General features: G+C 45.0%; 24 protein-coding genes. 8 read left to right on the plus strand and 16 right to left on the minus strand.

Annotated features, from left to right (window positions below; genetic code table 11):
* Positions 1–13 precede the first annotated feature (13 nt).
* Positions 14–1,438 carry a sigma-54-dependent transcriptional regulator gene (locus ACP7BU_RS06020; protein WP_425879318.1) on the plus strand — a complete coding sequence of 475 codons (1,425 nt, stop codon included), beginning with the start codon at positions 14–16 and terminating at the stop codon, positions 1,436–1,438.
* On the opposite strand, the gene ACP7BU_RS06025 is transcribed toward ACP7BU_RS06020, so the two are convergent.
* The 4 genes from ACP7BU_RS06025 to lptF all read right to left on the minus strand — a co-directional run bounded on the left by ACP7BU_RS06025 (position 1,439) and on the right by lptF (position 6,487).
* Complete coding sequence (locus ACP7BU_RS06025; RefSeq protein WP_425879316.1) at positions 1,439–2,611, minus strand: S41 family peptidase; 1,173 nt, start codon at positions 2,609–2,611, stop codon at positions 1,439–1,441.
* A gap of 30 nt (positions 2,612–2,641) precedes the next feature.
* Positions 2,642–4,189, minus strand: coding sequence for a 2,3-bisphosphoglycerate-independent phosphoglycerate mutase (gene gpmI, locus ACP7BU_RS06030; RefSeq protein WP_425879314.1), 1,548 nt, complete (start codon positions 4,187–4,189; stop codon positions 2,642–2,644).
* Positions 4,190–4,313: 124 nt separating this feature from the next.
* Positions 4,314–5,384: an LPS export ABC transporter permease LptG gene (lptG, locus tag ACP7BU_RS06035; RefSeq protein ID WP_425879312.1), complete on the minus strand. Its 1,071-nt coding sequence runs from the start codon at positions 5,382–5,384 to the stop codon at positions 4,314–4,316.
* A 2-nt stretch (positions 5,385–5,386) separates the two neighbouring features.
* Positions 5,387–6,487: an LPS export ABC transporter permease LptF gene (gene lptF / locus ACP7BU_RS06040; RefSeq protein WP_004281053.1), complete on the minus strand. Its 1,101-nt coding sequence runs from the start codon at positions 6,485–6,487 to the stop codon at positions 5,387–5,389.
* A 156-nt stretch (positions 6,488–6,643) separates the two neighbouring features.
* Here lptF and ACP7BU_RS06045 point away from each other — a divergent pair, with 156 nt between their 5' ends.
* The 3 genes from ACP7BU_RS06045 to blhA are packed head-to-tail and all read left to right on the plus strand — an operon-like array spanning position 6,644 to position 9,148.
* Positions 6,644–8,092 carry a leucyl aminopeptidase gene (locus ACP7BU_RS06045; RefSeq protein ID WP_425879309.1) on the plus strand — a complete coding sequence of 483 codons (1,449 nt, stop codon included), beginning with the start codon at positions 6,644–6,646 and terminating at the stop codon, positions 8,090–8,092.
* Positions 8,085–8,492, plus strand: coding sequence for a DNA polymerase III subunit chi (locus ACP7BU_RS06050; protein WP_174894119.1), 408 nt, complete (start codon positions 8,085–8,087; stop codon positions 8,490–8,492). The genes ACP7BU_RS06045 and ACP7BU_RS06050 overlap by 8 nt, the downstream gene beginning before the upstream one ends.
* A 26-nt stretch (positions 8,493–8,518) precedes the next feature.
* Positions 8,519–9,148 carry a cell division protein BlhA gene (gene blhA, locus ACP7BU_RS06055; RefSeq protein ID WP_425879307.1) on the plus strand — a complete coding sequence of 210 codons (630 nt, stop codon included), beginning with the start codon at positions 8,519–8,521 and terminating at the stop codon, positions 9,146–9,148.
* A gap of 61 nt (positions 9,149–9,209) precedes the next feature.
* Here the strand turns inward: blhA and ACP7BU_RS06060 are convergent, their stop codons facing one another.
* The 7 genes from ACP7BU_RS06060 to glnK all read right to left on the minus strand — a co-directional run bounded on the left by ACP7BU_RS06060 (position 9,210) and on the right by glnK (position 15,342).
* On the minus strand, positions 9,210–9,755 hold the full coding sequence (locus ACP7BU_RS06060; RefSeq protein WP_004281049.1) for a VTT domain-containing protein: 546 nt from the start codon (positions 9,753–9,755) through the stop codon (positions 9,210–9,212).
* A 109-nt stretch (positions 9,756–9,864) separates the two neighbouring features.
* A complete protein-coding gene (locus ACP7BU_RS06065) occupies positions 9,865–10,524 on the minus strand; it encodes a riboflavin synthase (protein ID WP_004732516.1) in 660 nt (219 codons plus the stop codon).
* A 22-nt stretch (positions 10,525–10,546) separates the two neighbouring features.
* Positions 10,547–11,839 (minus strand): DNA adenine methylase, encoded by a 1,293-nt coding sequence (locus ACP7BU_RS06070; protein ID WP_004281046.1) that lies wholly within the window; start codon positions 11,837–11,839, stop codon positions 10,547–10,549.
* Entirely contained in the window at positions 11,836–12,924 is a 1,089-nt protein-coding gene (ribD, locus tag ACP7BU_RS06075; RefSeq protein WP_425879304.1) for a bifunctional diaminohydroxyphosphoribosylaminopyrimidine deaminase/5-amino-6-(5-phosphoribosylamino)uracil reductase RibD, read from the minus strand. The genes ACP7BU_RS06070 and ribD overlap by 4 nt, the downstream gene beginning before the upstream one ends.
* Positions 12,925–12,926: 2 nt before the next feature.
* Complete coding sequence (nrdR, locus tag ACP7BU_RS06080) at positions 12,927–13,391, minus strand: transcriptional regulator NrdR (RefSeq protein WP_004281044.1); 465 nt, start codon at positions 13,389–13,391, stop codon at positions 12,927–12,929.
* A gap of 140 nt (positions 13,392–13,531) precedes the next feature.
* Entirely contained in the window at positions 13,532–14,944 is a 1,413-nt protein-coding gene (locus tag ACP7BU_RS06085; protein ID WP_191112169.1) for an ammonium transporter, read from the minus strand.
* A 59-nt stretch (positions 14,945–15,003) separates the two neighbouring features.
* A complete protein-coding gene (gene glnK / locus ACP7BU_RS06090) occupies positions 15,004–15,342 on the minus strand; it encodes a P-II family nitrogen regulator (RefSeq protein ID WP_004281042.1) in 339 nt (112 codons plus the stop codon).
* A 277-nt stretch (positions 15,343–15,619) separates the two neighbouring features.
* On the opposite strand from glnK, the gene ACP7BU_RS06095 reads away from it, so the two are divergent.
* On the plus strand, positions 15,620–15,847 hold the full coding sequence (locus tag ACP7BU_RS06095) for an accessory factor UbiK family protein (RefSeq protein WP_044108966.1): 228 nt from the start codon (positions 15,620–15,622) through the stop codon (positions 15,845–15,847).
* A 66-nt stretch (positions 15,848–15,913) separates the two neighbouring features.
* Positions 15,914–17,404: a YifB family Mg chelatase-like AAA ATPase gene (locus tag ACP7BU_RS06100; RefSeq protein WP_409665578.1), complete on the plus strand. Its 1,491-nt coding sequence runs from the start codon at positions 15,914–15,916 to the stop codon at positions 17,402–17,404.
* Between the two features lie 47 nt (positions 17,405–17,451).
* On the opposite strand, the gene ACP7BU_RS06105 is transcribed toward ACP7BU_RS06100, so the two are convergent.
* Positions 17,452–18,186 (minus strand): TorF family putative porin, encoded by a 735-nt coding sequence (locus ACP7BU_RS06105; RefSeq protein WP_425879300.1) that lies wholly within the window; start codon positions 18,184–18,186, stop codon positions 17,452–17,454.
* Positions 18,187–18,781: 595 nt separating this feature from the next.
* Here ACP7BU_RS06105 and ACP7BU_RS06110 point away from each other — a divergent pair.
* Positions 18,782–20,128, plus strand: coding sequence for an OprD family outer membrane porin (locus tag ACP7BU_RS06110; protein WP_425879298.1), 1,347 nt, complete (start codon positions 18,782–18,784; stop codon positions 20,126–20,128).
* A gap of 95 nt (positions 20,129–20,223) precedes the next feature.
* Here ACP7BU_RS06110 and ppa read toward each other — a convergent pair whose 3' ends face one another.
* The gene (gene ppa, locus ACP7BU_RS06115) at positions 20,224–20,760 is read right to left on the minus strand and encodes an inorganic diphosphatase (RefSeq protein WP_004732536.1); all 537 of its coding nucleotides are present in this window, start codon (positions 20,758–20,760) and stop codon (positions 20,224–20,226) included.
* Between the two features lie 117 nt (positions 20,761–20,877).
* On the minus strand, positions 20,878–21,276 hold the full coding sequence (locus ACP7BU_RS06120; RefSeq protein ID WP_425879296.1) for an MAPEG family protein: 399 nt from the start codon (positions 21,274–21,276) through the stop codon (positions 20,878–20,880).
* Between the two features lie 100 nt (positions 21,277–21,376).
* On the opposite strand from ACP7BU_RS06120, the gene ACP7BU_RS06125 reads away from it, so the two are divergent.
* Positions 21,377–21,757 (plus strand): hypothetical protein, encoded by a 381-nt coding sequence (locus tag ACP7BU_RS06125; RefSeq protein ID WP_004644898.1) that lies wholly within the window; start codon positions 21,377–21,379, stop codon positions 21,755–21,757.
* A 51-nt stretch (positions 21,758–21,808) separates the two neighbouring features.
* Here ACP7BU_RS06125 and ACP7BU_RS06130 read toward each other — a convergent pair whose 3' ends face one another.
* Entirely contained in the window at positions 21,809–23,485 is a 1,677-nt protein-coding gene (locus ACP7BU_RS06130; RefSeq protein WP_004644897.1) for a long-chain-fatty-acid--CoA ligase, read from the minus strand.
* Between the two features lie 150 nt (positions 23,486–23,635).
* Positions 23,636–25,855 carry a DNA topoisomerase IV subunit A gene (gene parC, locus ACP7BU_RS06135; RefSeq protein ID WP_425879293.1) on the minus strand — a complete coding sequence of 740 codons (2,220 nt, stop codon included), beginning with the start codon at positions 25,853–25,855 and terminating at the stop codon, positions 23,636–23,638.
* Between the last annotated feature and the right edge of the window lie 7 nt (positions 25,856–25,862).

Here is a 25,862-nt window from a genome sequence, read left to right on the forward strand (position 1 = left end):
GGGGTCAAGGAAGATGAATGGGGAACAACAACCACTGGTGCTCTTGGTGGATGATGAGGAAGATTTATGTACCCTCATGCAAATGTCATTGCTGCGCATGGGAATTCGCACGCACATTGCCCATCGTTTGGAAGACGCTAAAAAATGCCTTGCCAATCATCAATATGATGCCTGTCTGACCGACTTAAACCTTCCCGATGGCAATGGTTTGGAGCTTCTGGACTGGATAGGCAACCTCTATCCGGCACTTCCGGTCGCGGTTCTGACCGCCTATGGCAACATGGAAATCGCCATTGCCGCGCTTAAAGCAGGGGCTTTTGATTTTGTCAGTAAACCGATTAATCAAAAACACCTAGAGCAACTCTTACAAAAAGCGCTGAATAAACCGGTGGATTATTCGCATAATAATCCGAACGATGCGCTCGAACATAAAATGCTGATTGGACAATCCCTGCCGATTCAGCAATTGCGCATTACCTTACAAAAAATTGCCCGATCCCAGGCACCGGTTTTTATCACGGGTGAATCGGGAACAGGTAAAGAAGTCGTGGCCAATCTGGTCCATCGCCTGAGTAACCGCAATGAAGGTCCTTTTATTGCGATTAACTGTGGCGCCATTCCGACTGAGTTGATGGAAAGTGAACTGTTTGGACATAAAAAAGGCAGCTTTACCGGCGCTGCTCAGGACAAACAGGGACTGATTCAATCTGCACATGGGGGCAGCCTGTTTCTGGATGAAATTGCAGAATTACCGCTTTCCATGCAGGTCAAACTGTTACGTGCCGTACAGGAAAAACGTATTCGTCCACTCGGTTCAGATACCGAAATTGATGTGGATTTCCGCGTGATCAGTGCCACCCATCAGGATCTGGAAGCCTTGGTGCAACAAGGCAAATTCCGTCAGGATTTATATTTCCGTATTCATGTAATGGATCTGACTTTACCGCCATTGCGTGAACGCGGCCAGGATATTCCGTTATTGGCCGAACACTTTATTCAGAAGATTTGCCAGGAATGGGGCATTCCCAATAAAAAACTGACCGAACGCAGTAAAGAGTTCTTATTGGGACAATATTATCCAGGTAATGTACGTGAATTGCGTAATATTATGGAACGCGCGATTACTTTAAGTGATGAAGAGCGGATTGATCTTCAGCATTTGCAGAGTGCACCGCTACGTCAGGCGCTAAACAGCTCTCAGGAGATGAATACGCTCACGAGCGAGATCATTGCGACCGAAACCCTGATTGCACCTAAAAAGCTGCCTGAAGAGGGTCTAGAGCTATATTTGGAAAAGGTCGAGAAAGAAATTTTACTCAATGCGCTGAATCTGACTCACTGGAACCGAACACTGGCCGCAAAAAAACTCGGCATGTCGTTCCGTTCCCTGCGCTATCGTTTGAAAAAGTTCGGACTGGATACCGAAGAAGACGAATAATTATTTTTGCAGGAGCAGCAAGTCTGTGACATGTTCCAAATAGCTCTCCTCACGCATTTCCTGCTTAAAGGGATAGTTGAAATGCGGCTGCACGCCCCGCCCTTCAATCATCTGGCCACTCGGGCTAAAGTATTGCGATACGGTCATCTGTAAGGCTGAACCATTGCTTAAAGGAAAGAGTTTCTGTACTACGCCTTTGCCATAGCTCTTTTCTCCGACTACCCAGGCACGATTATGTTCTTTCAAGGCTGCAGTAAACACTTCTGCTGCAGAAGCCGAACGGTTATTAATCAGCACCCCAACTTTCAGATTCTGGAACTCAAAACTCGGCAAGGCCTGAAATTGCTGATTGCCTTCAGCACGGCTTTTGGTCGAGACAATCACGCCCTGATTCAAAAATAAATCGGCAGATTCAACTGCAGCCGAGAGTAAGCCACCGGGATTATTGCGCAGATCAAATAATACGGCTTTTAAGCGTTTATCCGAATAACTTTCAATCAGACGTTTGATTTCATTGGCAGTATCTTGCTGAAAAACCTTGACCTGTAAAACCAGCACCTGGTTATTGTGCAAGCTCGATTTAATTTCGGTATCCAGCTTGGTATTGCGGACCAGACGAACGGCCGGACTTTGCGGGGAAAGCTGGATCATGAGCGTAGAGCCAACGGCTCCGCTCAATAACTGCCGGACTTGCTCCTGATTCAGGCTATTTAATACCTGATCGTCAATTTTATAAACCGTGACGCCATTTCGAAGTCCCTGCTTGGCTGAATCAGCATCGGAACTCAGTCCCTGAACTACCCATTGCTTCAACCGCGGGTCAAATTGCAGATCAAAATCAATGCTGGCCAGATCACCTTCGGTATATTCACGCAGTTGCTTATAATCTTCAGGCGACAAATAACGGGAATAGCGATCTAAGCCACTGACCAGACCCTGAATGGCCTGTTGAAACAAGGCATCGTCATTTTTATCTTGGATATAATTATCTTTTACGATGCCATAAATTTGTACGAATTCTTGAATGGATGCCACAGGAATTTCGGAATAGACCTGCCCATCCATTTCCATATCATCGAATGCCGGCTCATTTGAACCCGCACCCCAAGCTGAATGACTCAAACACATCACTAAGCATGGTATTACAACAGACTTCCAGCGTGTTCTTGCCATTCTTTGACCTTTTTAGAATTTTATCGAAAATTATGCATCAAGCTGAATCAGGTTACGACCTTGCATTTCAGCAGGTACCGGAACTTGCATCAGACTTAATAAAGTCGGCGCTACATCTGCCAATACACCGCCTTCTGCAATCGTGGCCTGAGTTGGGCCGACATAAATAAACGGAACCAATTCAGTGGTATGCTGAGTATGTACCTGACCACTGTGATAGTCCTGCATCTGCTCTACGTTACCATGATCGGCAGTCACAATCATATGACCTTTTTGCGCCATTACCGCTTCATAAACCCGGCCCAAACAGGTATCAACCGCTTCAACAGCTTTCACCGCAGCATCGAATACACCCGTATGACCGACCATATCACCATTGGCAAAGTTCACCACCAGCAGGTCAAATTCACCTGAATTGATCGCAGCCACCAGCTCATCAGTCACTTCATAAGCACTCATTTCCGGTTTAAGGTCATAAGTGGCTACGCTTGGCGATGGAATCAGGATACGTTTTTCACCTGGGTATTCATCTTCACGGCCGCCGCTGAAGAAGAAAGTCACATGCGCATACTTTTCTGTTTCCGCAATGCGCAGCTGTGTTTTACCCAAATCAGATAAGTATTCACCAATCGAGTTTTTCAACGCTTCAGGCATATACGCTACAGGTGCATCAATCGTGGCTTGATAACGCGTCAGCATGACAAACTTCGCCAGATTTGGCACCACTTTACGTTCAAAACCTGCAAAGTCTTTTTCTACAAATGCGCGAGTCAATTCACGGGCACGATCGGCACGGAAGTTCATAAATACGACGCTGTCGCCATCCTGAATTTTCGCCAGATCGCCAATACGGGTCGCTTTAACAAACTCATCCGACTCATCGGCTGCGTAAGCCTGTTCCAAACCTTCAACTGCGCTGGCAGCTGTACGAACCGCTTCACCTTCAGTCAACAACCGATAGGCCTGTTCAACACGATCCCAACGGTTGTCACGATCCATGGCAAAATAACGGCCGATCATGGTGGCAATACGACCTTGACCTGGATATTGAGCGAATAAGGCATCGAGTTTTTCTAAAGAAGGTTGTGCGCTTTTAGGCGGCGTATCACGACCATCTAAGAATGCATGTAAATAGACTTGCGCACCGCGTTTTAGCGCTAGCTCTGCCATCGCCACAATATGATCTTCATGGGAGTGCACACCACCTTCAGACAAAAGGCCAAGCAAATGTACTGCCCCACCTGCAGCTTTGGCTTTCTCAACTGCATCGACCAGAACTTCATGTTCAAAGAAGTCGCCCGTACGAATGTCTTTGGTAATCCGGGTAAAGTCCTGATACAGCACACGACCTGCGCCGAGGTTCATATGTCCGACTTCCGAGTTACCCATCTGGCCATCTGGCAGGCCGACATCTTCACCTGAACCCGAGATCAAACCATGCGGATGCTTGTCCTGTATCGCAGTTAAATTTGGTCGTTTAGCTGCTAAAAACGCATTGTCTTCGACCGCTTCGCGATGACCCACACCATCCATAATCACCAAAATGTGAGGGATTTTGCCAGCAGTTGCATCCGTCATAATGAAATACTCTGTTCGTCTACGAATTAATCGCTCTATTTTAGCGAAGTTTATAAAAAGAGGCCATGACCCCTATATGGTTTAAGCCTCTCATGATGATTGATTTGTTCTATTTTCCTGTACCTTAGCGTGCCCGATGCAGCAAGTATCCGCCAATGCCGAACATGATCAGAATCGGAATAAACACGAACCAGGCCGGAGACGGTGCATAGATCAAGCTGGCATAGCCGAGGAAATCCTGCAGATAGAAGAAACCCAGTCCGGCAAATAAAGCTATCACCAGACGAAAACCCATGGATTGCTGACGTAATGGCCCGAAGATAAATGAACAGGCGATCACTACTAGTGCAATCAGGGCAAAAGGCGAGCCGAGTTTTTGCCAGAAGGCCAGCTGATAGGTTTTAGGCACCTGGCTGTATTCATGCATATAGCTCATGAAACTGACCAGTTGACTCGGCGATAAATCTTCAGGATCAATCGTCACCATATGCACATATTTAGGCTGTAATGCTAGCGCTAAAGGTTGCTGTTGCTGCTTAACCAGTGTGGCATTACCATTTTGGAGAATATCGAACTGCTCTGTGTTGTCCAGCGTCCAGGAACCATCTTTAACAAATTGGCCCTGATCTGCCTGCAAGGTACCGCGCAAACGATAGTTCTGGTCAAAGTCCAGCATCTGCACATTTTTCAACTGACCTTGCGAGTTAGCATAATCGATATAAATAAAGCGCTGCCCTTCCCGAGTCCAGTAACCACGAACTTCACCGAGCTGAGCGGCTTTACTGGCACTTTTTACGCTTTTGGCCTGTTCATTGGTATAAGGAATGACCCACTCGCTCAGGGCAAATGACAACACCACCAACAACAGTGCTGAACGGATCACCCACCCGACAATACGCCATAAGCTCACGCCGACCGAACGCATCACAATCAGCTCACTATTCGAGGCTAATGTACCAAGACCTAAAACTGCACCAATCAGTGCAGAAATCGGCAGGATTTCATATAAATAATTTGGTGCGCCCCAAAGCACATATTTCAAGGCATCCCAGGCACCATAACCATCTTTGAGCGAACCAAGCTCACCCAGATAAGTAAATAATACCTGTAAACCCGCCAATACCCCGGTTGCACCCAGCATCGCCAGCGCAGTGGTTTGGGTCACATGTTTTGCAACTATACGACGTGCCAACATTGTTAAGACCTCACTCGCTGAATCTGTTTCTTGATTTTCGGGCCTAATTTCTGTTTACGCGAGAACAAGGCACCCGCAATTGCATAGGCAATCAGAATCAATGGATAGGCCCAAATGCCCATTTCTTCTTTACTGATCCGCGTCTTCACTGCCATCAGGGCCACAATCAGACTGGCAAAAATCATGAGGGCAGGAAATAACTTGAGATATCGACCCTGTCGTGGACTCACTTCAGACAAGGCCACAGCCAGAATCAGGGCAATCAGAATCGCAAAAGGAACAAACACCCGCCAGCCCAACTCACTGGCCACCACAGGATCCTGACGGTTCTGCCACAATTGCGAGGTCGGTAAGGCCTCAACTTCAGTACTGGCAAATTGCGCTTCTTCATCGCTTTCTAAGCGCAGACGATAGCTTTCAAATTCAGCTTGAGTATATTGCGGTGTACCCGGATAGATCTCATAACGGCGTCCATTGACCAAATCCACCACATTGGCAGCATCATTCGGTACTTCAATTCGGGTGGCTTCCTGCGCCAGAATCATCACATCCGGTTTGCCTTCTTTTTCCGCACGCTGATAAAAGAAAATATCTTTTAAATTTTTACGGTCTTCTGACAGGTCACCGGCATAAATGGTATAGGGCCCAGAGGAGATAAATTCTTTCGGTCGCACCAGGTCAAAGCCGGTACGTACCGCCTGACTGGTGGTCAGGGCTTCAAACTGGCGAATGCCCCACGGCGCAGCCCACAGCATCAATCCGGCCTGAGCAATCAAAAACACCAGGGTCATCGGCACCAGTAGACGCGCCAATTGATGCCGACTGACGCCACTGCCATTCATCACGGCCATTTCATGGTCGACATATAAACGGCCAAACACCAGCATCAGTCCAATAAAGAAACCGAGCGGAAGAATCAGGGTCAAGAATTCAGGCAAACGGTAGCCAATAATGCTAAATAAAATGCCTGCATCCAGACGGCCTTGCGCCGCGACACCAAAATACTTGATCAGTCGACCGCCCATCATGATCAAGGTCAATAAGGCAATCACCACCAAGGATGTCGAGACAACTTGCTTGACCAGATAACGCCGAATAATCAAATTAATTCTTCCAAAATAAGGTCCATAAAACGAGTGCTAGTTTACCCGAATAGCAAAAATATAAAACCTAGGCCGCCCTGCCCATTGAAAATCTATTCGGATAAATGTTTCAATGACTGAATGATTTACCCATCTAGACAGGCGTGAAAACAGAATATGAAACTTACAATTAATACGTCATTCCCAGAGAATGGATCAAGTCAATCTTTGTTGATTTTAGTTGACTCAGAACAACTTCAGAATACAACCGCAACCTATCAAATCAATAATTTAGACACATTAATTGAAGCCTCTCAATTCAAGGCAGCGTTGGCGGAAAGCCTGAGCCTGATTGGTCAGGTGAGCCAGTCCAGCCATGCAGCACTAATTGGTTTAGGCAAGGTCGCTGAACTGCAACCGGCAAAACTTGCAAAAATCGCGCAAACTATTATTCAAGTCACTCAAAAAAAATTCAAACAGATTTCTGTAGATCTGACACAACTTCCACAAGAATTCCATTATCTGTTTGCGCTCTTCCTGACTCAGGCCAGCTATGGTTATGATGAATATAAATCCAAGAAGAATGAATTTGTGCTCGAGCAGATCGACCTGATTGCCACTCATAGCGTCTTAACTACCGAACAGTTGCAACAGGTACAAGCAGTGCAAAGCGGACAAAATCTGGCACGTGACCTGGGCAACCGTCCGGGCAATATCTGTTTCCCTGAATATCTTGCAGAACAGGCGGTGGCTTTGGCGGCTGAATATCCAGACCTACTTAAAGTCACAGTGCTGGATGAACAGCAAATGGCAGATTTAGGCATGGGCGCCTTCCTTGCGGTAAGTAAAGGTTCAGAGCGTCCTGGTCGGATTATCAGCATGGAATATCAGTCAGAGCGTAGCGAAGCACCGGTAGTCTTGGTGGGTAAAGGCATTACGTTTGATACCGGCGGTATTTCCCTTAAACCAGGCGCAGGCATGGACGAGATGAAATACGACATGTGCGGTGCAGCTTCTGTACTCGGTACAATGCGTGCATTGTGCGAAGCCCGCTTACCTCTACATGTGGTGGGAACCATCGCTGCAGCAGAAAACATGCCTTCAGGTAAAGCCACCCGTCCTGGTGATATCGTAACGACCATGAGCGGTCAGACGGTTGAAATCCTGAATACCGATGCCGAAGGTCGTTTGGTCCTATGTGATACCTTGACCTATGTAAAACGTTTTAATCCTGCTTTGGTGATTGATATTGCGACCTTAACCGGTGCCTGTGTGGTCGCTTTGGGTTCAGTACTAACGGGTCTGTTCACGCCAGATGATAAACTGGCAGCAGAACTAGAAGCTGCCGGCCAGCATTCCTTTGACCGGGTATGGCGTATGCCGGTACTGGAAGACTATCAGGAACAACTGGATTCACCATTTGCCGACATTGGCAATATCGGTGGTCCAAAAGCCGGTTCTGTGACTGCAGCCTGCTTCCTGCAACGTTTTACCCGTGAATATCGCTGGGCACATCTCGATGTTGCAGGCACAGCGTGGAACTCAGGTACCAATAAAGGCGCAACGGGCCGTCCAGTCCCATTATTAATGCAATTCCTGGCGAATCGCGTTCAAAGCAATGGCTAAAGTCAGCTTTTATTTATTTGAAAAAAGCCCTGAACGACAAGTGGACAGCACTTGTCGTTTATGTCGTAAGATTCTGCGTCAGCCGGCGCGGATCTGGTTACTGTGTGCCGATACAGATTTGCAACAGCAGCTAGATGAATGTTTGTGGAGTTTTGATCCAGTCAGTTTTATTCCACATGGTATTGACCAGCCTCAGGCCACGGTCTGTATTTCGGCGACACTACCGGAACAGTCCGACTGGATTATTTTCAATTTTAATCCGGAAGCACTTGAACCTTACGCAAAATTTAGTCACATTATTGAGATCATTGAAAACCATGAAACGGCTAAACAGCTGGGTCGTGAAAAATTCAAGCAATATCGTCGTTTAGGTATTGAACCGGACACCCATAAGCTTTAACCGATATCATCCACAAGGAGAGGCACGTGGCATTAAATGTAGGTCCCGATTTTAAACAGCGCTGGTTAAATGTGCCGGAAGCTGTACGTCAGACCTTTATCGATGACCTCTCTCGGATCTGCGATATTTTAAAGCCAGAAACGTCTTTGGAAGAATGGCAGAGTCGCGACCAGCGCTTGCAACAGGAATCTGAACGCAAGATCGAAGCCGCGTATGCGCAGCGCAAGGCCGAATTGATTGAAGAAGCCCGTATTCGCAAACAGCTTGCGCTTGAAAAGGCCTTGGCCGAGAAACGTGCCGAAGAACAGGTCTATCAAGAACAGCTACGTCATGAGGAACAGCGCAAATTTAGCGAACAGAGTCAGGCGCTCGCTGAAATAAATACGCATCTAGAGGCTGAAGTGCAGCACTATGTCGCACGTTATGCAAAAAATCCTGAGACGACTTTTGATTTTGCCAAAGGTCGCATCCAGATTGAGGACCAGTCCATTTTATCCGAATTAGAAAGTGTGCGTTTACGTCTGGAACTTGAGGCAGAAACCGTGATTGAACAGACCGTGAATGCACTTCGTGAAAAAATGCGTGCGGCAGCCAAAGAAGAAATCGAGTATATGCTGAAAAATTCTGAATTTTCTGATCAGCCTCACAATATTTAAATGATCCTTTCACATTAAAAAAGCCCGAAAATTCGGGCTTTTTTATCTTCTATGTCGCATCTTACAAAAAATCTGCCAGCATAAAGGCAGCATTTCCGAGCAGATAGCCAATGCTTAATAAAGTGCCAATCCAGAGGATGCCACCCGCAATATTGTAAAAGCTGAATGTGGCAAAGCTCATATGCGCTGAACCGGCGGCAAAAGGGCCAAATGAGCGGACAAAGGGAATAAAACGTGCGATTAAAATAGTTTTACCGCCATGTTTCATAAAATAGTGGTTGGTTTTCACCATATATTCCGGCTTGAAATAACGTGAATGTTGATTGAAATATTTTAAACCGAGAACTTTTCCGGTGTAATAATTCACGCTATAGCCCAGCACCGAGGCAGTGAATAACAACAGCCCCATCGAATGCAGGGTCACCAGATCGCTGCTGGCGCACAAAGCTCCCACAGCCAGCAATAGACTGTCGCCGGGCAGGAAAAAGAAAAACACCGAACCGGTTTCTGCAAAAATCACCAGAAACAGGATTGCATAAATCCATACCCCATATTGATCGAGCAATAGCGGCAATGACTGTTCCAAGTTAAGTAAAAAATCGAGCATTCGACCCGTCCACCAAGGCAATATTTGCAAGTTGAACTGCTGATTATCCCGAAAAATAAAAAAACAGTCTAATTTTTCAATCAGACTGTTCAGTAAATCAACATTTCTTTTATTTTAAGAAACCATTTTCAGCCAGGAAATCCATGCTGATTTTTGATTGTTCAGTGGTTTCGGCGGCTTTATCGCCGAGCAATAAACGCTCGATATAACGTGCCAATACATCCACTTCCAGATTGACCTTGCTACCGACTTTCCAGGTACCGATATTGGTCCGTTCAGCAGTATGTGGAATCAGGTTCAGACTAATCACGCTACCACGCAAATGATTAATCGTTAGACTGATGCCGTCGACTGTGACCGAGCCTTTTTCTGCGAGATATTTGGCAATTTCAGCAGGTGCAGTCACTTCATAATAAATTGAACGTGCATCTTCACGTACCAGGGTGATCTCGCCGACTGCATCGACATGACCTGACACAATATGACCGCCAAAACGCGTAGTCGGCAACATGGCTTTTTCAACATTGACAGGTTGACCGGCTTTCCAGGTGCCGAGCGTGGTCCGGTTCAGACTTTCACGGGAAACATCAGCCGCATACCAGTTCTCGCCCCAGTCGATCACGGTCAGGCAGATACCATTGGTCGCGATAGAATCACCCAGATGTACATCAGACATGTCCAGATCGGTCTGGATGCGTAAACGTACATCACCACCAACGCTTTGCAGACTTTCGACTTTGCCGAGGCTTTCGATAATACCTGTAAACATTTTTATTTCCTTTTCAATTCTTTTACCAGAGGGCCAACTGGGTACTAACGCCGGTCGTATCCACACCACCCAATTCTGCATAATGATGCAGCTGGCTGAGTAATTGACGGATCGGTGGACCTGACTTGGCGTGGGTATCGGTAATCACAATAAATTCCAGCACGCGGGCACGTTCAGACTGGCGCTGTTTGCTAACACGATAACGCGGCACATCCTGGGTTAGCAAGGTCACCCGGCCACGTTTCAGATTGGCCTGTAACAAATCGGTAGCGCTGATATTACCGTCAGTTGAATAACTGGTCAGAATGAAACGTGCATTGATGGTGGCCAACAGGCTCTCGTAAGCTTCTTTGGCATATTTAGAGGAATTGTACTGGCTCGGACGCTCTTTGCGCCATGCCCGGTCAATCCCGCTCTTAAAGCCCTTGGTATCTGGAGTCGGCAAATCGGCCTGATCCCATAAGGTCAGCGCATTCAGCACATGATAATTACTGCTATAGGCATGCTGATTATACGGTGGATCCAGATAAGCTACATCTACTTCAAAACCACTCATCTGGTTGGCCAAATGCTGGGCATCGACACACCACATTTCTGCGGCCATTCCTTTTTTCTGATCCGATTCACAAAAACGACTTGGCGTTAACCATAGTAAAGATTCAATCCGTTCCAGCGCAGTTTGGGTTTTCCCGCCCCAACCATGGTGAAAGCTTTTGAAAACACCAGAAGTATTGCTGACAAAACTGGCGGAATACAGCAAGGGTGCCAGCAAGGCAGACATTTCCACATCATCAATTGCACCTTGTGCCTGCCAGGCTGCAATCTGCTGACGGATGGCATCAATACGCATGCCGTTACGACGTTTAAAGAACAAACGATCACGGGCTGGATCATAAATTTCATCATTACGCGGACACAGGTTATGCGTCACCCAGCCTTTAACTTCCGGCAGACGGTTCAGATAATCAATCGCTTTCTGATAGCCACCGAGTTCTTTAAATGCCGGTGCTTCAGTACAGGCCAGTACCGCATGATTCAGCGCATGGCTATACGGTTCCCAGTCATTGGCAATGACGCGATAACCATTCTGACGGGCCAAACGCGAGACCACGCCTGAACCTGCAAAAAAGTCAGCAAAGATTGGAGCACGGCCATCGCTACGTTTCAGGGTTCCCGTACTCTCCAGAGCTTCCAGAATTAAATGCAGTAAACGGCGCTTATTGCCCAGATAGGGAACCAGTTGATGGAAAAGATATTCATCGGTGGTACGTGCCGCATGGCGACGTTTATGATAAACAGTAGACTCTGAACTCATAATGTCTCTTGAAAAGGAATTAGCCTAAAGCGCACGTCATCACCCAAGCGAGTTACATCGCGCAGCTTAAATCGGAGTTGTTCGGCCATATGGCTAAATTCTGCATTAAACATGGTACGCGCAGACTGACCCAATAGGGTCGGTGCAACGTAACTGATCAGTTCATCAACCAATTTTTGTTGTAAAAATGCCGTAGATAAGGTCGCCCCTGCTTCCACCAAGACATCATAAATCTGATGCTGTTGAACCAGTTGCTTTAATAATTCTGCTAAAGGCTGTACCGGCAAGTGTAGCACACCCAGATCTGCAAGCTCCTGACGAAATGGTCCCATCACCATCACGGTGTCGGCTTGCACTAAAATTTTTGCGTTGAGTGGTAAACGCCCCTGACGGTCCAGAATAATCCGTTTCGGTTGCACCACTGTCTTGATATCTTCAACGCCATCCAATTGACGCACATTCAGCTGACAGTCATCCGCAAGAACTGTATCAATTCCGGTGATCACCGCGCCTGAAATTGCACGCCAATGCTGCACATCCTGACGCGCTTCCACACCGGTAATCCATTTCGATTCACCCGATGCCATGGCAGTACGACCATCCAGGCTTGAGGCAATTTTTAAACGCACATACGGCTGACCAGTCGCCATGGCTTTCAGGAAGCCTTGATTCAGCTGATGCGCTTCATCTTCACAGATGCCAACGTCTACCTCAATGCCAGCATCTTTCAGGATCTGTACACCCTTGCCGGCCACCAGCGGATTGGGATCAGGACAGGCCACGACAACTTTAGCCACGTCTGCCTCGACTAAGCCTTTGGCACAAGGCGGCGTCCGGCCATAATGCGCACAAGGTTCTAAAGTCACATAAGCGGTTGCACCACGTGCCTGCTCACCCGCCTGACGCAGCGCAAACACCTCGGCATGCGGCTGTCCTGCCTGGGGATGAAAACCCTCACCAATGACGATGCCATCTTTAACAATGACACAGCCGACATTCGGATTCGGTTTGGTGGAATATTGCCCCTGACGTGCCAATTCAATGGCCCGGCGCATCCAGATTTGATCTTGATTCAGTTCAGCCATGCTTATTCTTGTAATTCTCGTTGTTGCATCTGTTCAATCTGATGACGAAAAGCTTCGACATCCTGAAAATCCTGATAGACCGAAGCGAAACGCACATAAGCAACATGATCAAGTGCGAATAAAGACTGCATCACGATTTCACCGATGGTACGTGATTTCACATCACGCTCACCCAGACGGCGAATCTGTAGCTGAATATCGCTCAGCACTGTTTCAATCTGCTCCTGGGTCACCGGGCGTTTTTGCAAGGCATGCATCAGGGAACGGCGTAATTTGGCTTCATCGAAAGGTTCATTTTTGCCATCCGACTTGATGACGCGCGGCATCACCACTTCATAGCTTTCAAAGGTAGTGAAGCGTTCATTACAACTGACACATTCACGGCGACGACGAATCTGACAGCCTTCAGCTGCCAGGCGTGAATCAATCACTTTACTGTCTGCAGTATTGCAAAATGGGCAATGCATAGCGGTTTAATTGAACAAATCCAGATGGATTCCGAGTGTAGCAAAAATTACAAACTTTGTAGAGTTTTACGCAACATATAGAAAAAAAACAGCCCATTCGGGCTGTTTTACACTATATATTGATTATGGTGTATTTATTATTATTCGACACGTTCGCCATGTTGGCTTAAATCCAGACCCATACGCTCATCATCAGATGCCACACGGATTCCAATGATCAAGTCAATGACTTTCAGGATAATGAAGGTCATGATCGCAGAGTAAGCAATGGTTGCCAGTACACCTTCCACTTGCACCCAAAGCTGATGCATGACATTGGCAGGGGCATTGTCACCCATGATGAATTCGCTAGCAAAGAACGCGGTTAAAATCGCGCCGACAATACCACCTACACCATGCAAACCAAAAGCATCTAAAGAATCATCGGCTTTCAATGCGCGTTTCAGTGCAGTAATCCCCCAGAAACATACCACACCACCGATCAGACCCATCGCCAATGCACCGCCTACAGTCACAAAACCTGCAGCTGGAGTAATGACCACCAGACCAGCAACTGCACCCGATACACCGCCTAATACAGAAGCTTTACCACGTGCCAGTTTTTCAGTGATTAACCAAGAGATGGCTGCGGCCGCTGCTGCGACTTGAGTCACGATCAAAGCATAGCCTGCAGAACCGTTGGCACCTAATGCAGAACCACCGTTGAAACCGAACCAGCCTACCCAAAGCAAAGATGCACCGACCACAGTAAGCGTTAGGTTATGCGGTGCCATAGATTCACGACCCAAGCCCATACGTTTGCCTAACATATACGCTGCTACCAGACCGGCAACACCCGAGTTGATATGTACAACCGTACCACCGGCAAAATCAAGCGCGCCGTCGTTACCTAACCAGCCACCACCCCATACCCAGTGGGTAATTGGTGCATAGACGATCACCACCCAAAGTGCGATAAAAGCAACGAAAGCACCAAATTTCATACGCTCTGCAATCGAACCGCTGATGATGGCAACCGTAATGATGGCAAAAGTCATTTGGAAAATCACAAACAGGATTTCAGGAATCGTGCCTGAAAGCGCCTCTGTGGTAATACCGGCCAGCATGAATTTATCCAGGCCACCTATAAAGGCATTGCCTTCACCGAAAGCTAGGGTATAACCAATAATCACCCAGGCAATACTGACCACCGCCGCAGCAATAAAGCTATGTGCCATCGTCGCCAGAACGTTTTTCTTGCGGACCATACCGCCATAAAATAGCGCCAAGCCAGGAATGGTCATGAGTAAAACTAGAGCGGTAGAGGTTAAAACCCAGGCGGTATCGCCGGTATCTAGAGTTGGTTCTTCTTCTGCAGGCGCTGCAGCTTCAACTAGCGCTGCTTCAGCAATTGCTGCTGTAGTGTCTGTTGTTGTATTTGTTGTATCGCCTGCTTCTTCAACAAGCACAATTTCTTCTGTCGGTGTTGTTGCTGTTGCAGCTTCTTCAGCCCATGCAACAGAACCACCAAAAAGAGCGCCGGCCATGCCGAACGCGAGTAGCATTTTTTTCATTCGTATCCCCCAACCAAGTTTTTGTGAGTTATTAGGTACTCAGCAAACTTCGTGCCAAGTTAGACAGCGTCTGCACCTGTTTCACCTGTACGAATACGGATGACTTGTTCTAAGTTAGTCACGAAAATTTTTCCGTCACCGATTTTTCCAGTGCTCGCCACACGAGTAATAGATTCAATCACCGCGTCTACCATTTCATCGCTAATCGCGATTTCAATTTTGACTTTCGGCAAGAAATCTACAACGTATTCAGCACCACGATAGAGTTCAGTGTGGCCTTTTTGACGACCAAAGCCTTTCACTTCAGTTACAGTGATGCCTTGAACACCAATTTCAGACAATGCTTCGCGAACATCGTCTAATTTAAAAGGTTTTACAATTGCAGTTACGAGCTTCATGTTTGTTTTCCTTCGGCTTATTTCACCAGTAAGGTTTTACGTTCAAATTTCATGCCAAGATTCCTAAGGTCGGGGGAAATTAGAAAGCCTGGCATGTGGTTTATTTATACCTTATTTTATACGGATAAAGGCTTTGAATCTTCAAAAAATAGACATTTTTTATGTGGATTTTTACAATATCTTTAATCGAATAAGTCTATATTTTGTCTGAAATACTATAGTCTGCATTTTAGCAATGCTAAACTGTGCGCTCCTTTCTACGGCGATGGATCAGACAATGATTGAAACTTTATTACAAGCAATTTTGCAGCAAGTCGAACAACCTAAGAAAGATTTAGAACATAATATCCGTGCCCTATTAAATGAAGCTGTATCTAAAATGGATTTGGTGTCTAAAGAAGAAATAGAACGTCAGCGTACTGCCCTAAATAATGCCAATCATCGCCTGAATGATTTACTGAAACAGGTGGAAGCATTAGAAGAGAAAATTTCGAACAAAAAGTAAGCACAACTACAGTGCACAAAAGACACCAGAACGATAAAAATAACGCACCATATTGGAACAATAATAATGTCTTTTGCTAAAATTTATACGCGAGGCTTGCTGGGCCTGCATGCGCCTTTAATTGAAGTCGAAGTTCATGTCAGTTCGGGTATGCCTTCACTCACTATAGTGGGGCTTCCCGAAGCGGCGGTACGTGAAAGTAAAGACCGGGTACGCTCTGCCATTTTGAATAGCGGCTTTCAATTTCCGACCAAACGTCTGACCATTAATCTGGCCCCTGCAGATTTACCAAAAGATGGATCACGTCTGGATTTACCGATTGCTTTAGGCATTTTAGTGGCTTCAGGTCAGCTTCCAGAAGATTGCACCGAGCATCTTGAATTTATTGGCGAGTTGGCCCTTGATGGTCAATTACGTCCTGTCAGCGGTACCTTGAGTATTGCCATTGCCTGTCAAAGCGACCAGCATCAACTGATTTTACCTGGCCCAAATGCACAGGAAGCCTGTCAGCTCCCAGACTTTAAAGTCTTTGCAGCCAATCATTTAAAAGAAGTGTGTGAACATCTTTCCCAAGCGCAGCGCTTGCCGCAAATAGAAGCCGGCCCACTCGCTACAGACCATTTTTATAAGTTTGATCTTGCGGATGTAAAAGGACAATTACGACCACGGCGTGCTTTAGAAATTGCCGCGGCAGGTGGTCATTCCCTGCTGTTCCGAGGCCCCCCTGGAACAGGCAAGACCTTGCTAGCTTCTCGATTGGCCAGTATTTTACCGCCCTTAAAGACGCAGGAAAATCTGGAAGTGGCCAGTATTTATTCGGTGGCGAATGCCAATCACCCTTTTGGGCAACGGCCTTTTCGAGCACCGCACCATACTGCTTCTGCAGTAGCATTGGTCGGTGGCGGCTCACACCCCAAACCAGGAGAAATTACCCTGGCACATTTAGGGGTTTTATTTCTGGACGAGCTACCAGAATTTGACCGTAAAGTTTTGGAAGTCTTACGGCAGCCTTTGGAAGCCAAGGAAATCGTCATTTCCCGGGCATCACGCCAAATTACCTTTCCGGCTAATTTCCAGTTGGTGGCTGCCATGAATCCATGTCCATGTGGGTATGCATTCAATCAAGATATCCGCTGCCAATGTTCACCCGAAAGTATTAAACGCTATCAGAACCGGATTTCAGGCCCGTTGCTGGATCGGATTGATTTGCATATTGATGTACCGCCATTACAAGCGCATGAATTACAGGACAATCGACCTACAGAAAACTCAGAAACGGTTAGACAACGCGTCATTGCAGCCTATGAAATTCAGATGCAACGGCAAAATACCTTGAATATGAGTTTGAGTCCAAAGCAGTTAGAGCAATATGCCGCATTAGATCAGTCTGCTCAGAATATGCTTGAAATGGCTCAGCAAAAACTGAATTTATCAGCGCGCGGCTATCATCGGGTCTTGCGTGTTGCACGCACCATTGCCGATTTAAATCAAAGTCCAGATATTCAAAGTCAGCATCTTTCGGAGGCCCTGTCTTATCGCGGGCAGCAGCAGATTTAGATCATTAAAAAAAGGCGACCTAAGGTCGCCTTTTTATCTAAAGAGGATTAGAAGCTATAACCCAGTCCAAATACGACTTTATTCTTTTGTTTTTCATCAAAACGGTCATAACCACCCAAGATATAATTCATGCTTGCAGTTACACCTGTGTCACCAAGTGGCTTGCTTAAACCGATGTCAAAATGACGGAAACCAAAACTTTCTGTAGTTCCTTCAATAAAGTCACCTGATTTTTCATAAGCATATAAACCTAAAGCAGTATCCAAGCTAAAATCTTGTGGTAAAGCATAGCTATAAGTGGCTTTTAAATAGGTATCACCCGCATTGCCCCAAGTGGTATCTTCGAGAAGAGTTTGTGCTGTAACACCCAAATCTTTATAGCTCATACCCAGTAACAGCTCAAATCCATCAGAATTAACATCAGATTCATAATAATAATAGTAGGTCGTACCGATCGTTAAACCTAAGTCATCATTGACTGCATGGCTATAGCCAGCATAGAAGTTATTTTCGAAAGCATCACGTCCTTCTTCAGACAAAGGGTAATCTAGCGTAGATCCCCACCAACCTGCATAGAAGCCAGAGGCATGGTTATAATCAAGTCCACCTTGTAAGGTAGCGCCGCTATTTTCAGGAATGTTAGTAATACCACGCAGGTTATAGCTTGAGAGTACGCTGATATTTCCAGATACCGTATGTTCAGCAACAGGTTCTTCAGCAAAAGTAAAAGAAGATACAGTGCCCAATAAAGCAAGAGATAATACTTTTAATGTTAATTTCATTGTGTGGCTCCCCCAGATCGTCTGAGACGTTTTTTGATCATTGATTAAACTCAAGCTCAAAATTTGCAAGAGCTATGCCAATCTGGATAGAAGGAACCAAAATAATAAATCTAAAAAGATAAATAAAATTTAAGTTATTGTTTTTAATTTAAAATTTAAACTATAAAAAACTAAATTATCTAGGCTTTCTATTAAATAAATGTATTTGAGGGTATTTCACCACTTTTTTAATACTTATACATAATCATTTACAATTTGCCCCATTTTGATTCCATTTTTAGAATGAATAAAATTTGTGCTAAAAAATAGTGCGTAAATTTTGATCAAATTTTTGCACGTTCTAAAATAAATAAGCTGCTCACATTCATTTCACCACTTTATAAATATCATTTATACTTTCCAATAAAATTATGTTTTTACTCAATTTTTACCGATAGGTTAGAAATTAATCACCTCAAATCCTTGCTATTGTTTAATTTGAGTTAAAAAAATCTAAACTTTAGTGGAATATATCCAATAAAAAATGACATTTTTTCAGCAATTCTTATACAATTCCTAAAAAATTCCGATCAATTTGTATAAGGCTCTCTTCCCAATGCAAAATTCAAAAAAATTAACATTAGCAGTTTTGATTCAGGCTGCTTTGGTTTCTACCGCTTTCGCTAGCGAGCAAAGCGAATCGAAAGGTTTTGTAGAAGACGCAGGAGGTTCTGTACTTTTCCGTACCGGCTATTTGCACCGCGATAAAACAAACTATAACGACAATCAAACCGGTGCACGTGAAGTTGTTAATGATACAAGTTCAGCTGCTCAGACTGCGATCGTTAAATTAGACTCTGGTTTTACCAAAGGTGTAGTCGGCTTTGGTGCCGGTATTATCGGTGATGCATCTTTCAAATTGGGTGAAAATGCACATGCCGGTAATGACATGATTCCTCAACATCCGGATGGTTCAGCTTATGATCATTGGGCACGTGGCGGCGCATATGTAAAAGCACGTGTTTCAAACACGACTGCTACTTATGGTACTCAGGTTTTAGACTTACCTGTACTTGCAAGCAATACTGCGCGTTTAGTACCTGAATACTTTACAGGTGTATTGGTTGAAAGTAATGAAATCGAAAACTTAAGCCTCGTTGCTGGTAAATTTACTGAAAACCAGCGTTCAAGCCAGATCAAATCTGATGGTAATGAATTGGATCGCGCAATAGTTTGGGGTGCAAAATACAAATTTAATGATGCAGTGAATGCTTCTTACTATGGTACAGACATTAAAGACCGCCTAGAGCGTCATTATGTTAATGCAAACTATAGTTATGCATTGGCGAATGGTAGTACTTTAACTCATGACTTTAGTGGCTATCATACTGATTGGGATAAAAAGTCAGATGGTGGTGCATACACTTATTCGCATACCACAAATGATCTAAATAAGTTAAGCAACAATATTTGGGCAATTTCTACGACCTATAATAAAGGCCCACACAATGTCATGCTAGCTTACCAACAAAATACAGGTAATACAGGTTATGACTATGGTTTAGGTCAAGGTGTAGGTGATGGTCATCAAACCATTTATATGCCGAACTCATACCTGTCTGACTTTATTGGTAATGATGAAAAATCAGCACAGCTTCAATATACTTACGATTTCAGTGCAATGAATGTTCCTGGCCTATCTTGGACTTCTGCATTTGTATATGGTTGGGATATTGATGTTGCTAATCAAAATGATCGCTCTCAATTAATCACTGGTGATGCTCAAGAACGTGAATTCTTTAATCAGGTAAAATATACAGTTCAATCTGGTTTTGCTAAAGATACCAGCTTACGTGTACGTCACTCATACTACCGTGCGAGTGATGAATACCAATACGGAAACTACATTGGTGACACTAATGAATGGCGTATCTGGTTAGACATTCCTGTGAAATTATTCTAATTCATACGAATTTCAAGTCATAAAAAAACCTGCACAATGTGCAGGTTTTTTTATTCCAGGCTTTAAAAAGTTAAAACCTGGACGACAAAAAGCAATTATTTATTTGCTTCTGCATAAGCTTCGATTGAGCTCATAACTTCTTGTTTCGCAACATCAGCACCTTCCCAACCACTCAGCTTGACCCATTTACCTGGCTCAAGATCTTTGTAATGCTGGAAGAAATGTTCGATCTGGCTGATCAACAATGGAGGAAGATCAGTATATTCCTGAACATCTTTGTAGATTGGAGTCAGTTTGTCATGTGGAACTGCAACCAGTTTCGCATCAACACCACCATCATCTTCCATGTTCAATTTACCGACAGGACGGCAACGAATGACAGAACCTGGCTCTACTGGATGAGGCGTTACAACCAGTACGTCTAATGGGTCACCATCAAGCGATAGTGTGTTTGGTACATAACCGTAGTTTGCTGGGTAGAACATTGCTGTACCCATGAAACGGTCTACAAATAACGCATCAGAATCTTTATCGATTTCGTATTTGATTGGTGCTGCATTTGCAGGAATTTCGATGATCACATAGATATCGTTTGGCGCATCTTTACCCGCTGGGATATTGCTGTAGCTCATAGCATCACTCTTTAACAAGTTATATCTTTTAAAAAACCGCGACAATTATAACGGTTTTTAAAGATTTTTTTGGATTTTAAAATATCGAACTGTAAATATGTCCGCAGACCTGATGACTTAAACCAACTTGATGATCAGCAGCAATAAAGCTACCGGACATAACATCGAGAGCAACCATACGATAGAGCGTAAAGTCGCCCAGTTGGCTAAATAGCAGATTCCGTACGACACACGAAAAACCAGATAAGCCACACCAAAAATCATGACCAAATCTTGTGATATCACCAGGTACTCTGCCATCAAGATCGCAGCAATAAAGAGTGGCAAACTTTCAAAGCTATTCTGCTGGGCAGCATTGGCGCGACTGGCCAAGCCTGAAGACTTTTCTAAAAATGCCCGTGGATTCTGATTGTCTTTGCTGCTGAAGCCTGCTGATTTTTTTGCAATCAATGTAAACACATAAGGCAAAAGACAAGCGGCCAAAATGAGATAAATAACCCCACTAATGCTGTGCATCTGTTTTTTCTCATGAAAATTTTATCTCTATCATAGCATGGCATTTCGTGAATAAATTTTGTTAAATAAAGTGCTTTTTATTACTTGTTAAGGATTCACTATGGTCGCGCCTGATCAAAATGAAATGTTCGATATCCTCGAGAAACAACGCCAGCATCAATGTCAAGTGGATCGCGTATTAAAAATTGTCCTGCCGATTGTGGCATTTCTGATGGCCGTCATTTGTGCCAATATGAATATCTGGTCGCCAATCTTTACCTTTGCCATTTTATGGATTGCCTTTTATTTCGTAGGTATCAAGCGTATGCCTCTCTGGCACTGGCTGGTCGCGATTCTGGTGTATTGCTTGATCGACAACATTCTAAGTTATGGCAGCTTTAATCAAACCGGATTTACCCGCCAGTTCGGTACCATGTTTATTTTCTTGGGAGTAGTCGGCGTAGGTCGTCCTTATTTTGATCGCTGGTTAATGAAAAAATAAAAAGTCCAAATCAAAAAAAGCGCCTGATGGCGCTTTTTTTTCTTACAGGTATTAGGCTGTTTTACGTAAATCTTTACGCAGGATTTTACCTACGTTGGATTTTGGCAATTCATCCATAAACTCGACATAACGTGGACGTTTATAACCGGTCAGGTTTTCTTTAGCGAATGCTAAAACTTCTTCTGTGGTTAAAGACGGATCTTTTTTCACAACAAACAGTTTTGGCACTTCACCCGATTTTTCATCTGGCACACCAATCGCAGCCACTTCCAGTACTTTTGGATGAGTTGCTACAACTTCTTCAATTTCAGATGGATAGACGTTAAAACCAGACACTAGAATCATGTCTTTCTTACGGTCTACAATTTTCACATAACCACGTGAATCCATGACACCGATATCACCGGTACGGAAGAAGCCATTCACCATGACTTTTTCAGTTTCATCCGGACGGTTCCAATAGCCTTTCATGACCTGAGGACCACGGATTGAAATTTCACCTTGCTCACCCAGTGGAACTTCATTGCCTTCATCATCCAGAATAGCCACTTCAGTCAATGGTAATGGAATACCAATAGTGCCACTGAATTCTTCAGACGCAGGTGGGTTTGCTGTTGCCACCGGAGAAGTTTCAGACAAACCATAGCCTTCAACGATATTGGTTCCGGTAACTTTCTTCCATGCTGCTGCAGTAGAAGGAAGTACGGCCATACCGCCGCCCATCGCCATTTTCAGTTTACTATGATCAAGTTGCTTAAACTCTTCATTGTTTACCAGCGCATTGAAAAGTGTGTTCACTGCCGGGAAGAAAGTCGGCTGGTATTTACGTAGCTCTTTCATCACCGCAGGTAAATCACGCGGGTTTGGAATCAGAACATTCGCCTGACCTTTGTACATACCGTAAAGTGCGCATACCATGAATGCAAAGATATGATAAAGCGGCAATGCACAGAAAATACGGTCATCTGGCTGACCATCTTGCGCACCAAATTTACTCTGGAAGATGCCGTCACACTGCAGCATGTTCGCAACCAGGTTACGATGTGTCAGTTCAGCGCCTTTAGATACGCCTGTGGTACCACCTGTGTATTGAAGAACTGCTGTATCGCTAAGGGTCAATTCAGGGCGTTTATAGTTACTTGGATTAACTTTAGATAACGCCGCATTAAATCTCACATGGCCTGGAATATCCCAAGCTGGAATTTGCTTGCGCACAGAACGCAAGACAAAATTTACCAAAGTTCCTTTCAAGGCACCCAGCATGTCACCGACAGAAGCGACCACGACATGCTTCACTGGTGTTTTACCAATAATCGCTTGATAAACAGAAGCAAAGTTTTCAATAATCACCAGTACTTCAGCACCTGAGTCATTCAATTGATGCTCAAGTTCACGCGATGTGTAGAGTGGATTCACGTTGACCAATACCAAACCTGCGCGGAACACCCCAAGTGCCACAACCGGATACTGAAGAACGTTTGGCATCATCACTGCCACACGTGAACCTTTTGCCAACCCCAAGCTTTGTAGATAAGTTGCAAACTTACGGCTCGCCTCTTCCAGTTCATTGAAAGTCATTGCCTTATCCATAAAGATAAAGGCATCACGCGAGCCGAATTTTTGGAAATTACGCTCAAAAATATCTACTAGAGAAGTATTTTCTGCTGGTAATTCTACTGTTTCTGGAATCCCTGTTTTTTGGTATTCAGCAAACCAAATTTTTTCCATAATGGCCATCTCTCCAATCATAATCCTTAGTATTTCAACTGTTTTTTTCAATATCACACGCCATTTTTAGACTTGTATATGTGCGATATTGCATCCATCTTGTTGAATCGTTGTTCATATATAACGTATTTCGCAGGATGGATGCTAGTCTTATCTTTGAATCAACAGTTTATTTGCTTTTTGATATCCGCGTGGTAAAAGCTGTCCTTTTGCACCGCGCTTGCCGATATATTTGCGCAAATCATCCCCTTTTAATTTTAACTGCTGTTGTCCTGCAAGCACTTGAATTATTTCATCAAGCTTCAATATTGTCATGGACAAAATTTGTTCATCACCTTCAAGTTGTATCAATTTATTTCCTTTACCTTTGTTCAGTACAGGTAATTCTGCTAAATCGACAATCAACAGGCGTCCTGCTGAACTGAGCAGTGCAACATGTGTGGCATCTTCGAGTGGCTGCAGGTTCATGACCTCTGCCCCTTCAGATAAATTCAGGAAAGCTTTTCCGGCTTTGGCACTGGTATCCAGCTGCTTGGCCTGGGTTTTAAAGCCATAGCCTTTGTTGCTTGCTGCTAGAATTTCAGTTTCATCCTCTGCCACCAGAACCTGTTTAAAACCGACCCCGCTGCCTGGAGACAGTTTTGAACTGAGCGGTTCGCCGAGACCACGCGCAGATGGTAGCGTATTGATGGCCAAGGCATAGCTACGCCCAGTGTCATCTATTACATAAACGCGTTGATTGGATTTGCCCTGTGCATGACTCAAGTACTGATCACCGGCACGGAAATTCAGATTTTCTGCATCGACTTCATAGCCTTTGGCACAGCGAATCCAGCCAGCTTCTGATAACACCACCGTCACCGGATCGGCCGGCAACATTTCAGTTTCATTGATTGCAGCAGCTTCGGCACGCTGTACGATTGGCGAACGGCGATCATCACCAAATTTCTTGGCATCGTCTTTCAGTTCAGAAATAATCAGGCTTTTTAAAGATTCCGGATTGGCCAGTTGTTCACGAATTACTGCAGCTTTCGCTTCCAGCTCTTCCTGTTCGCGGCGCATTTCCATTTCTTCAAGCTTGGCCAAATGACGCAATTTCAGTTCCAGAATCGCTTCGGCCTGAATCTCGTCAATATTAAAACGCTGCATCAGTAGCGGCTTGGGCTGATCTTCTTCACGAATAATCTGAATCACTTCGTCAATATTTAGATAAGCAATGATCAGACCACCAAGAATATGCAGGCGTTTTTCGATCTTGTTCAGATGATATTGCAGACGACGCGTTACCGTGGTTTTACGGATCTCAATCCATTCCAGTAAAATACGACGAATCGATTTCACCTGTGGACGGCCATCCGCACCAATCATGTTCATGTTGACGCGGTAGCTGGATTCCAGATCGGTGGTGGCAAACAAGTGACTCATCACCGATTCGGCATCAATACGATTCGAACGCAATACAATCACTAAACGGGTTGGATTGGCATGATCCGATTCATCCCGTACATCGCTGACCAAAGGCAGTTTTTTGGCCTGCATCTGATCGGCAATCTGGGTGATGATTTTGGAGCCTGACACCTGATAAGGCAGTTCGGTGATGATAATTTCGTTTTTATCGACGCTATAGACCGCACGCATGCGGTAGCTGCCACGACCTGTGGTCTGAATTTTTAACAGTTCAGCAGGCGGGGTGATAATTTCAGCTTTGGTCGGCAAGTCTGGCGCAGGAATATATTCTGCGATTTTTTCATCGGTCAGGTTCGGATTACGAATTAGCGCAATCGTCCCTTTGACCACTTCACGCAGGTTATGCGGTGGAATGTCTGTGGCCATACCGACAGCAATACCAGTGGTGCCATTCAGCAAGATGTTCGGTACACGTGCCGGCAAGTTCACCGGTTCTTTCATCGAACCGTCAAAGTTGTCCTGCCATTCACAGGTGCCCTGTCCCAGTTCAGACAGTAATAGTTCACTGTACTGGGAAAGCTTGGCTTCGGTATAACGCATCGCTGCGAAAGACTTTGGATCATCTGGTGAACCCCAGTTGCCCTGCCCTTCAATAAACGGGTAACGATAACTAAAGGGCTGTGCCATCAGCACCATGGCTTCATAACAGGCCGAGTCACCATGCGGATGGTATTTACCCAGTACGTCACCGACTGTACGTGCCGATTTCTTTGGTTTGCTGGTCCATTTCAGGCCCAGCTCACTCATGGCATAGACAATCCGGCGCTGTACCGGTTTCAGGCCATCGCTAATATGAGGGAGTGCCCGATCCATAATCACGTACATGGCGTAATTCAGATAAGCTTGTTCGGTAAATTCTGCTACGGAGCGGTTTTCTGTCGCATGATGCGCAAGGCTTGTCATAACAACC

This window comes from Acinetobacter sp. 40AMC3-4 (assembly GCF_049898185.1).
Classification (GTDB): domain Bacteria; phylum Pseudomonadota; class Gammaproteobacteria; order Pseudomonadales; family Moraxellaceae; genus Acinetobacter.

Coding starts and splice junctions, on each gene's coding strand:
- ACP7BU_RS06020 (WP_425879318.1), top strand. CDS start 14: ATGAATGGGGAACAACAACCACTGGTGCTCTTGGTGGATGATGAGGAA.
- ACP7BU_RS06025 (WP_425879316.1), bottom strand. CDS start 2,611: ATGGCAAGAACACGCTGGAAGTCTGTTGTAATACCATGCTTAGTGATG.
- gpmI (WP_425879314.1), bottom strand. CDS start 4,189: ATGACGGATGCAACTGCTGGCAAAATCCCTCACATTTTGGTGATTATG.
- lptG (WP_425879312.1), bottom strand. CDS start 5,384: ATGTTGGCACGTCGTATAGTTGCAAAACATGTGACCCAAACCACTGCG.
- ACP7BU_RS06045 (WP_425879309.1), top strand. CDS start 6,644: ATGAAACTTACAATTAATACGTCATTCCCAGAGAATGGATCAAGTCAA.
- ACP7BU_RS06050 (WP_174894119.1), top strand. CDS start 8,085: ATGGCTAAAGTCAGCTTTTATTTATTTGAAAAAAGCCCTGAACGACAA.
- ACP7BU_RS06060 (WP_004281049.1), bottom strand. CDS start 9,755: ATGCTCGATTTTTTACTTAACTTGGAACAGTCATTGCCGCTATTGCTC.
- ACP7BU_RS06065 (WP_004732516.1), bottom strand. CDS start 10,524: ATGTTTACAGGTATTATCGAAAGCCTCGGCAAAGTCGAAAGTCTGCAA.
- ACP7BU_RS06070 (WP_004281046.1), bottom strand. CDS start 11,839: ATGAGTTCAGAGTCTACTGTTTATCATAAACGTCGCCATGCGGCACGT.
- ribD (WP_425879304.1), bottom strand. CDS start 12,924: ATGGCTGAACTGAATCAAGATCAAATCTGGATGCGCCGGGCCATTGAA.
- nrdR (WP_004281044.1), bottom strand. CDS start 13,391: ATGCATTGCCCATTTTGCAATACTGCAGACAGTAAAGTGATTGATTCA.
- ACP7BU_RS06085 (WP_191112169.1), bottom strand. CDS start 14,944: ATGAAAAAAATGCTACTCGCGTTCGGCATGGCCGGCGCTCTTTTTGGT.
- glnK (WP_004281042.1), bottom strand. CDS start 15,342: ATGAAGCTCGTAACTGCAATTGTAAAACCTTTTAAATTAGACGATGTT.
- ACP7BU_RS06095 (WP_044108966.1), top strand. CDS start 15,620: ATGATTGAAACTTTATTACAAGCAATTTTGCAGCAAGTCGAACAACCT.
- ACP7BU_RS06100 (WP_409665578.1), top strand. CDS start 15,914: ATGTCTTTTGCTAAAATTTATACGCGAGGCTTGCTGGGCCTGCATGCG.
- ACP7BU_RS06105 (WP_425879300.1), bottom strand. CDS start 18,186: ATGAAATTAACATTAAAAGTATTATCTCTTGCTTTATTGGGCACTGTA.
- ACP7BU_RS06110 (WP_425879298.1), top strand. CDS start 18,782: ATGCAAAATTCAAAAAAATTAACATTAGCAGTTTTGATTCAGGCTGCT.
- ppa (WP_004732536.1), bottom strand. CDS start 20,760: ATGAGCTACAGCAATATCCCAGCGGGTAAAGATGCGCCAAACGATATC.
- ACP7BU_RS06120 (WP_425879296.1), bottom strand. CDS start 21,276: ATGCACAGCATTAGTGGGGTTATTTATCTCATTTTGGCCGCTTGTCTT.
- ACP7BU_RS06125 (WP_004644898.1), top strand. CDS start 21,377: ATGGTCGCGCCTGATCAAAATGAAATGTTCGATATCCTCGAGAAACAA.
- ACP7BU_RS06130 (WP_004644897.1), bottom strand. CDS start 23,485: ATGGAAAAAATTTGGTTTGCTGAATACCAAAAAACAGGGATTCCAGAA.
- parC (WP_425879293.1), bottom strand. CDS start 25,855: ATGACAAGCCTTGCGCATCATGCGACAGAAAACCGCTCCGTAGCAGAA.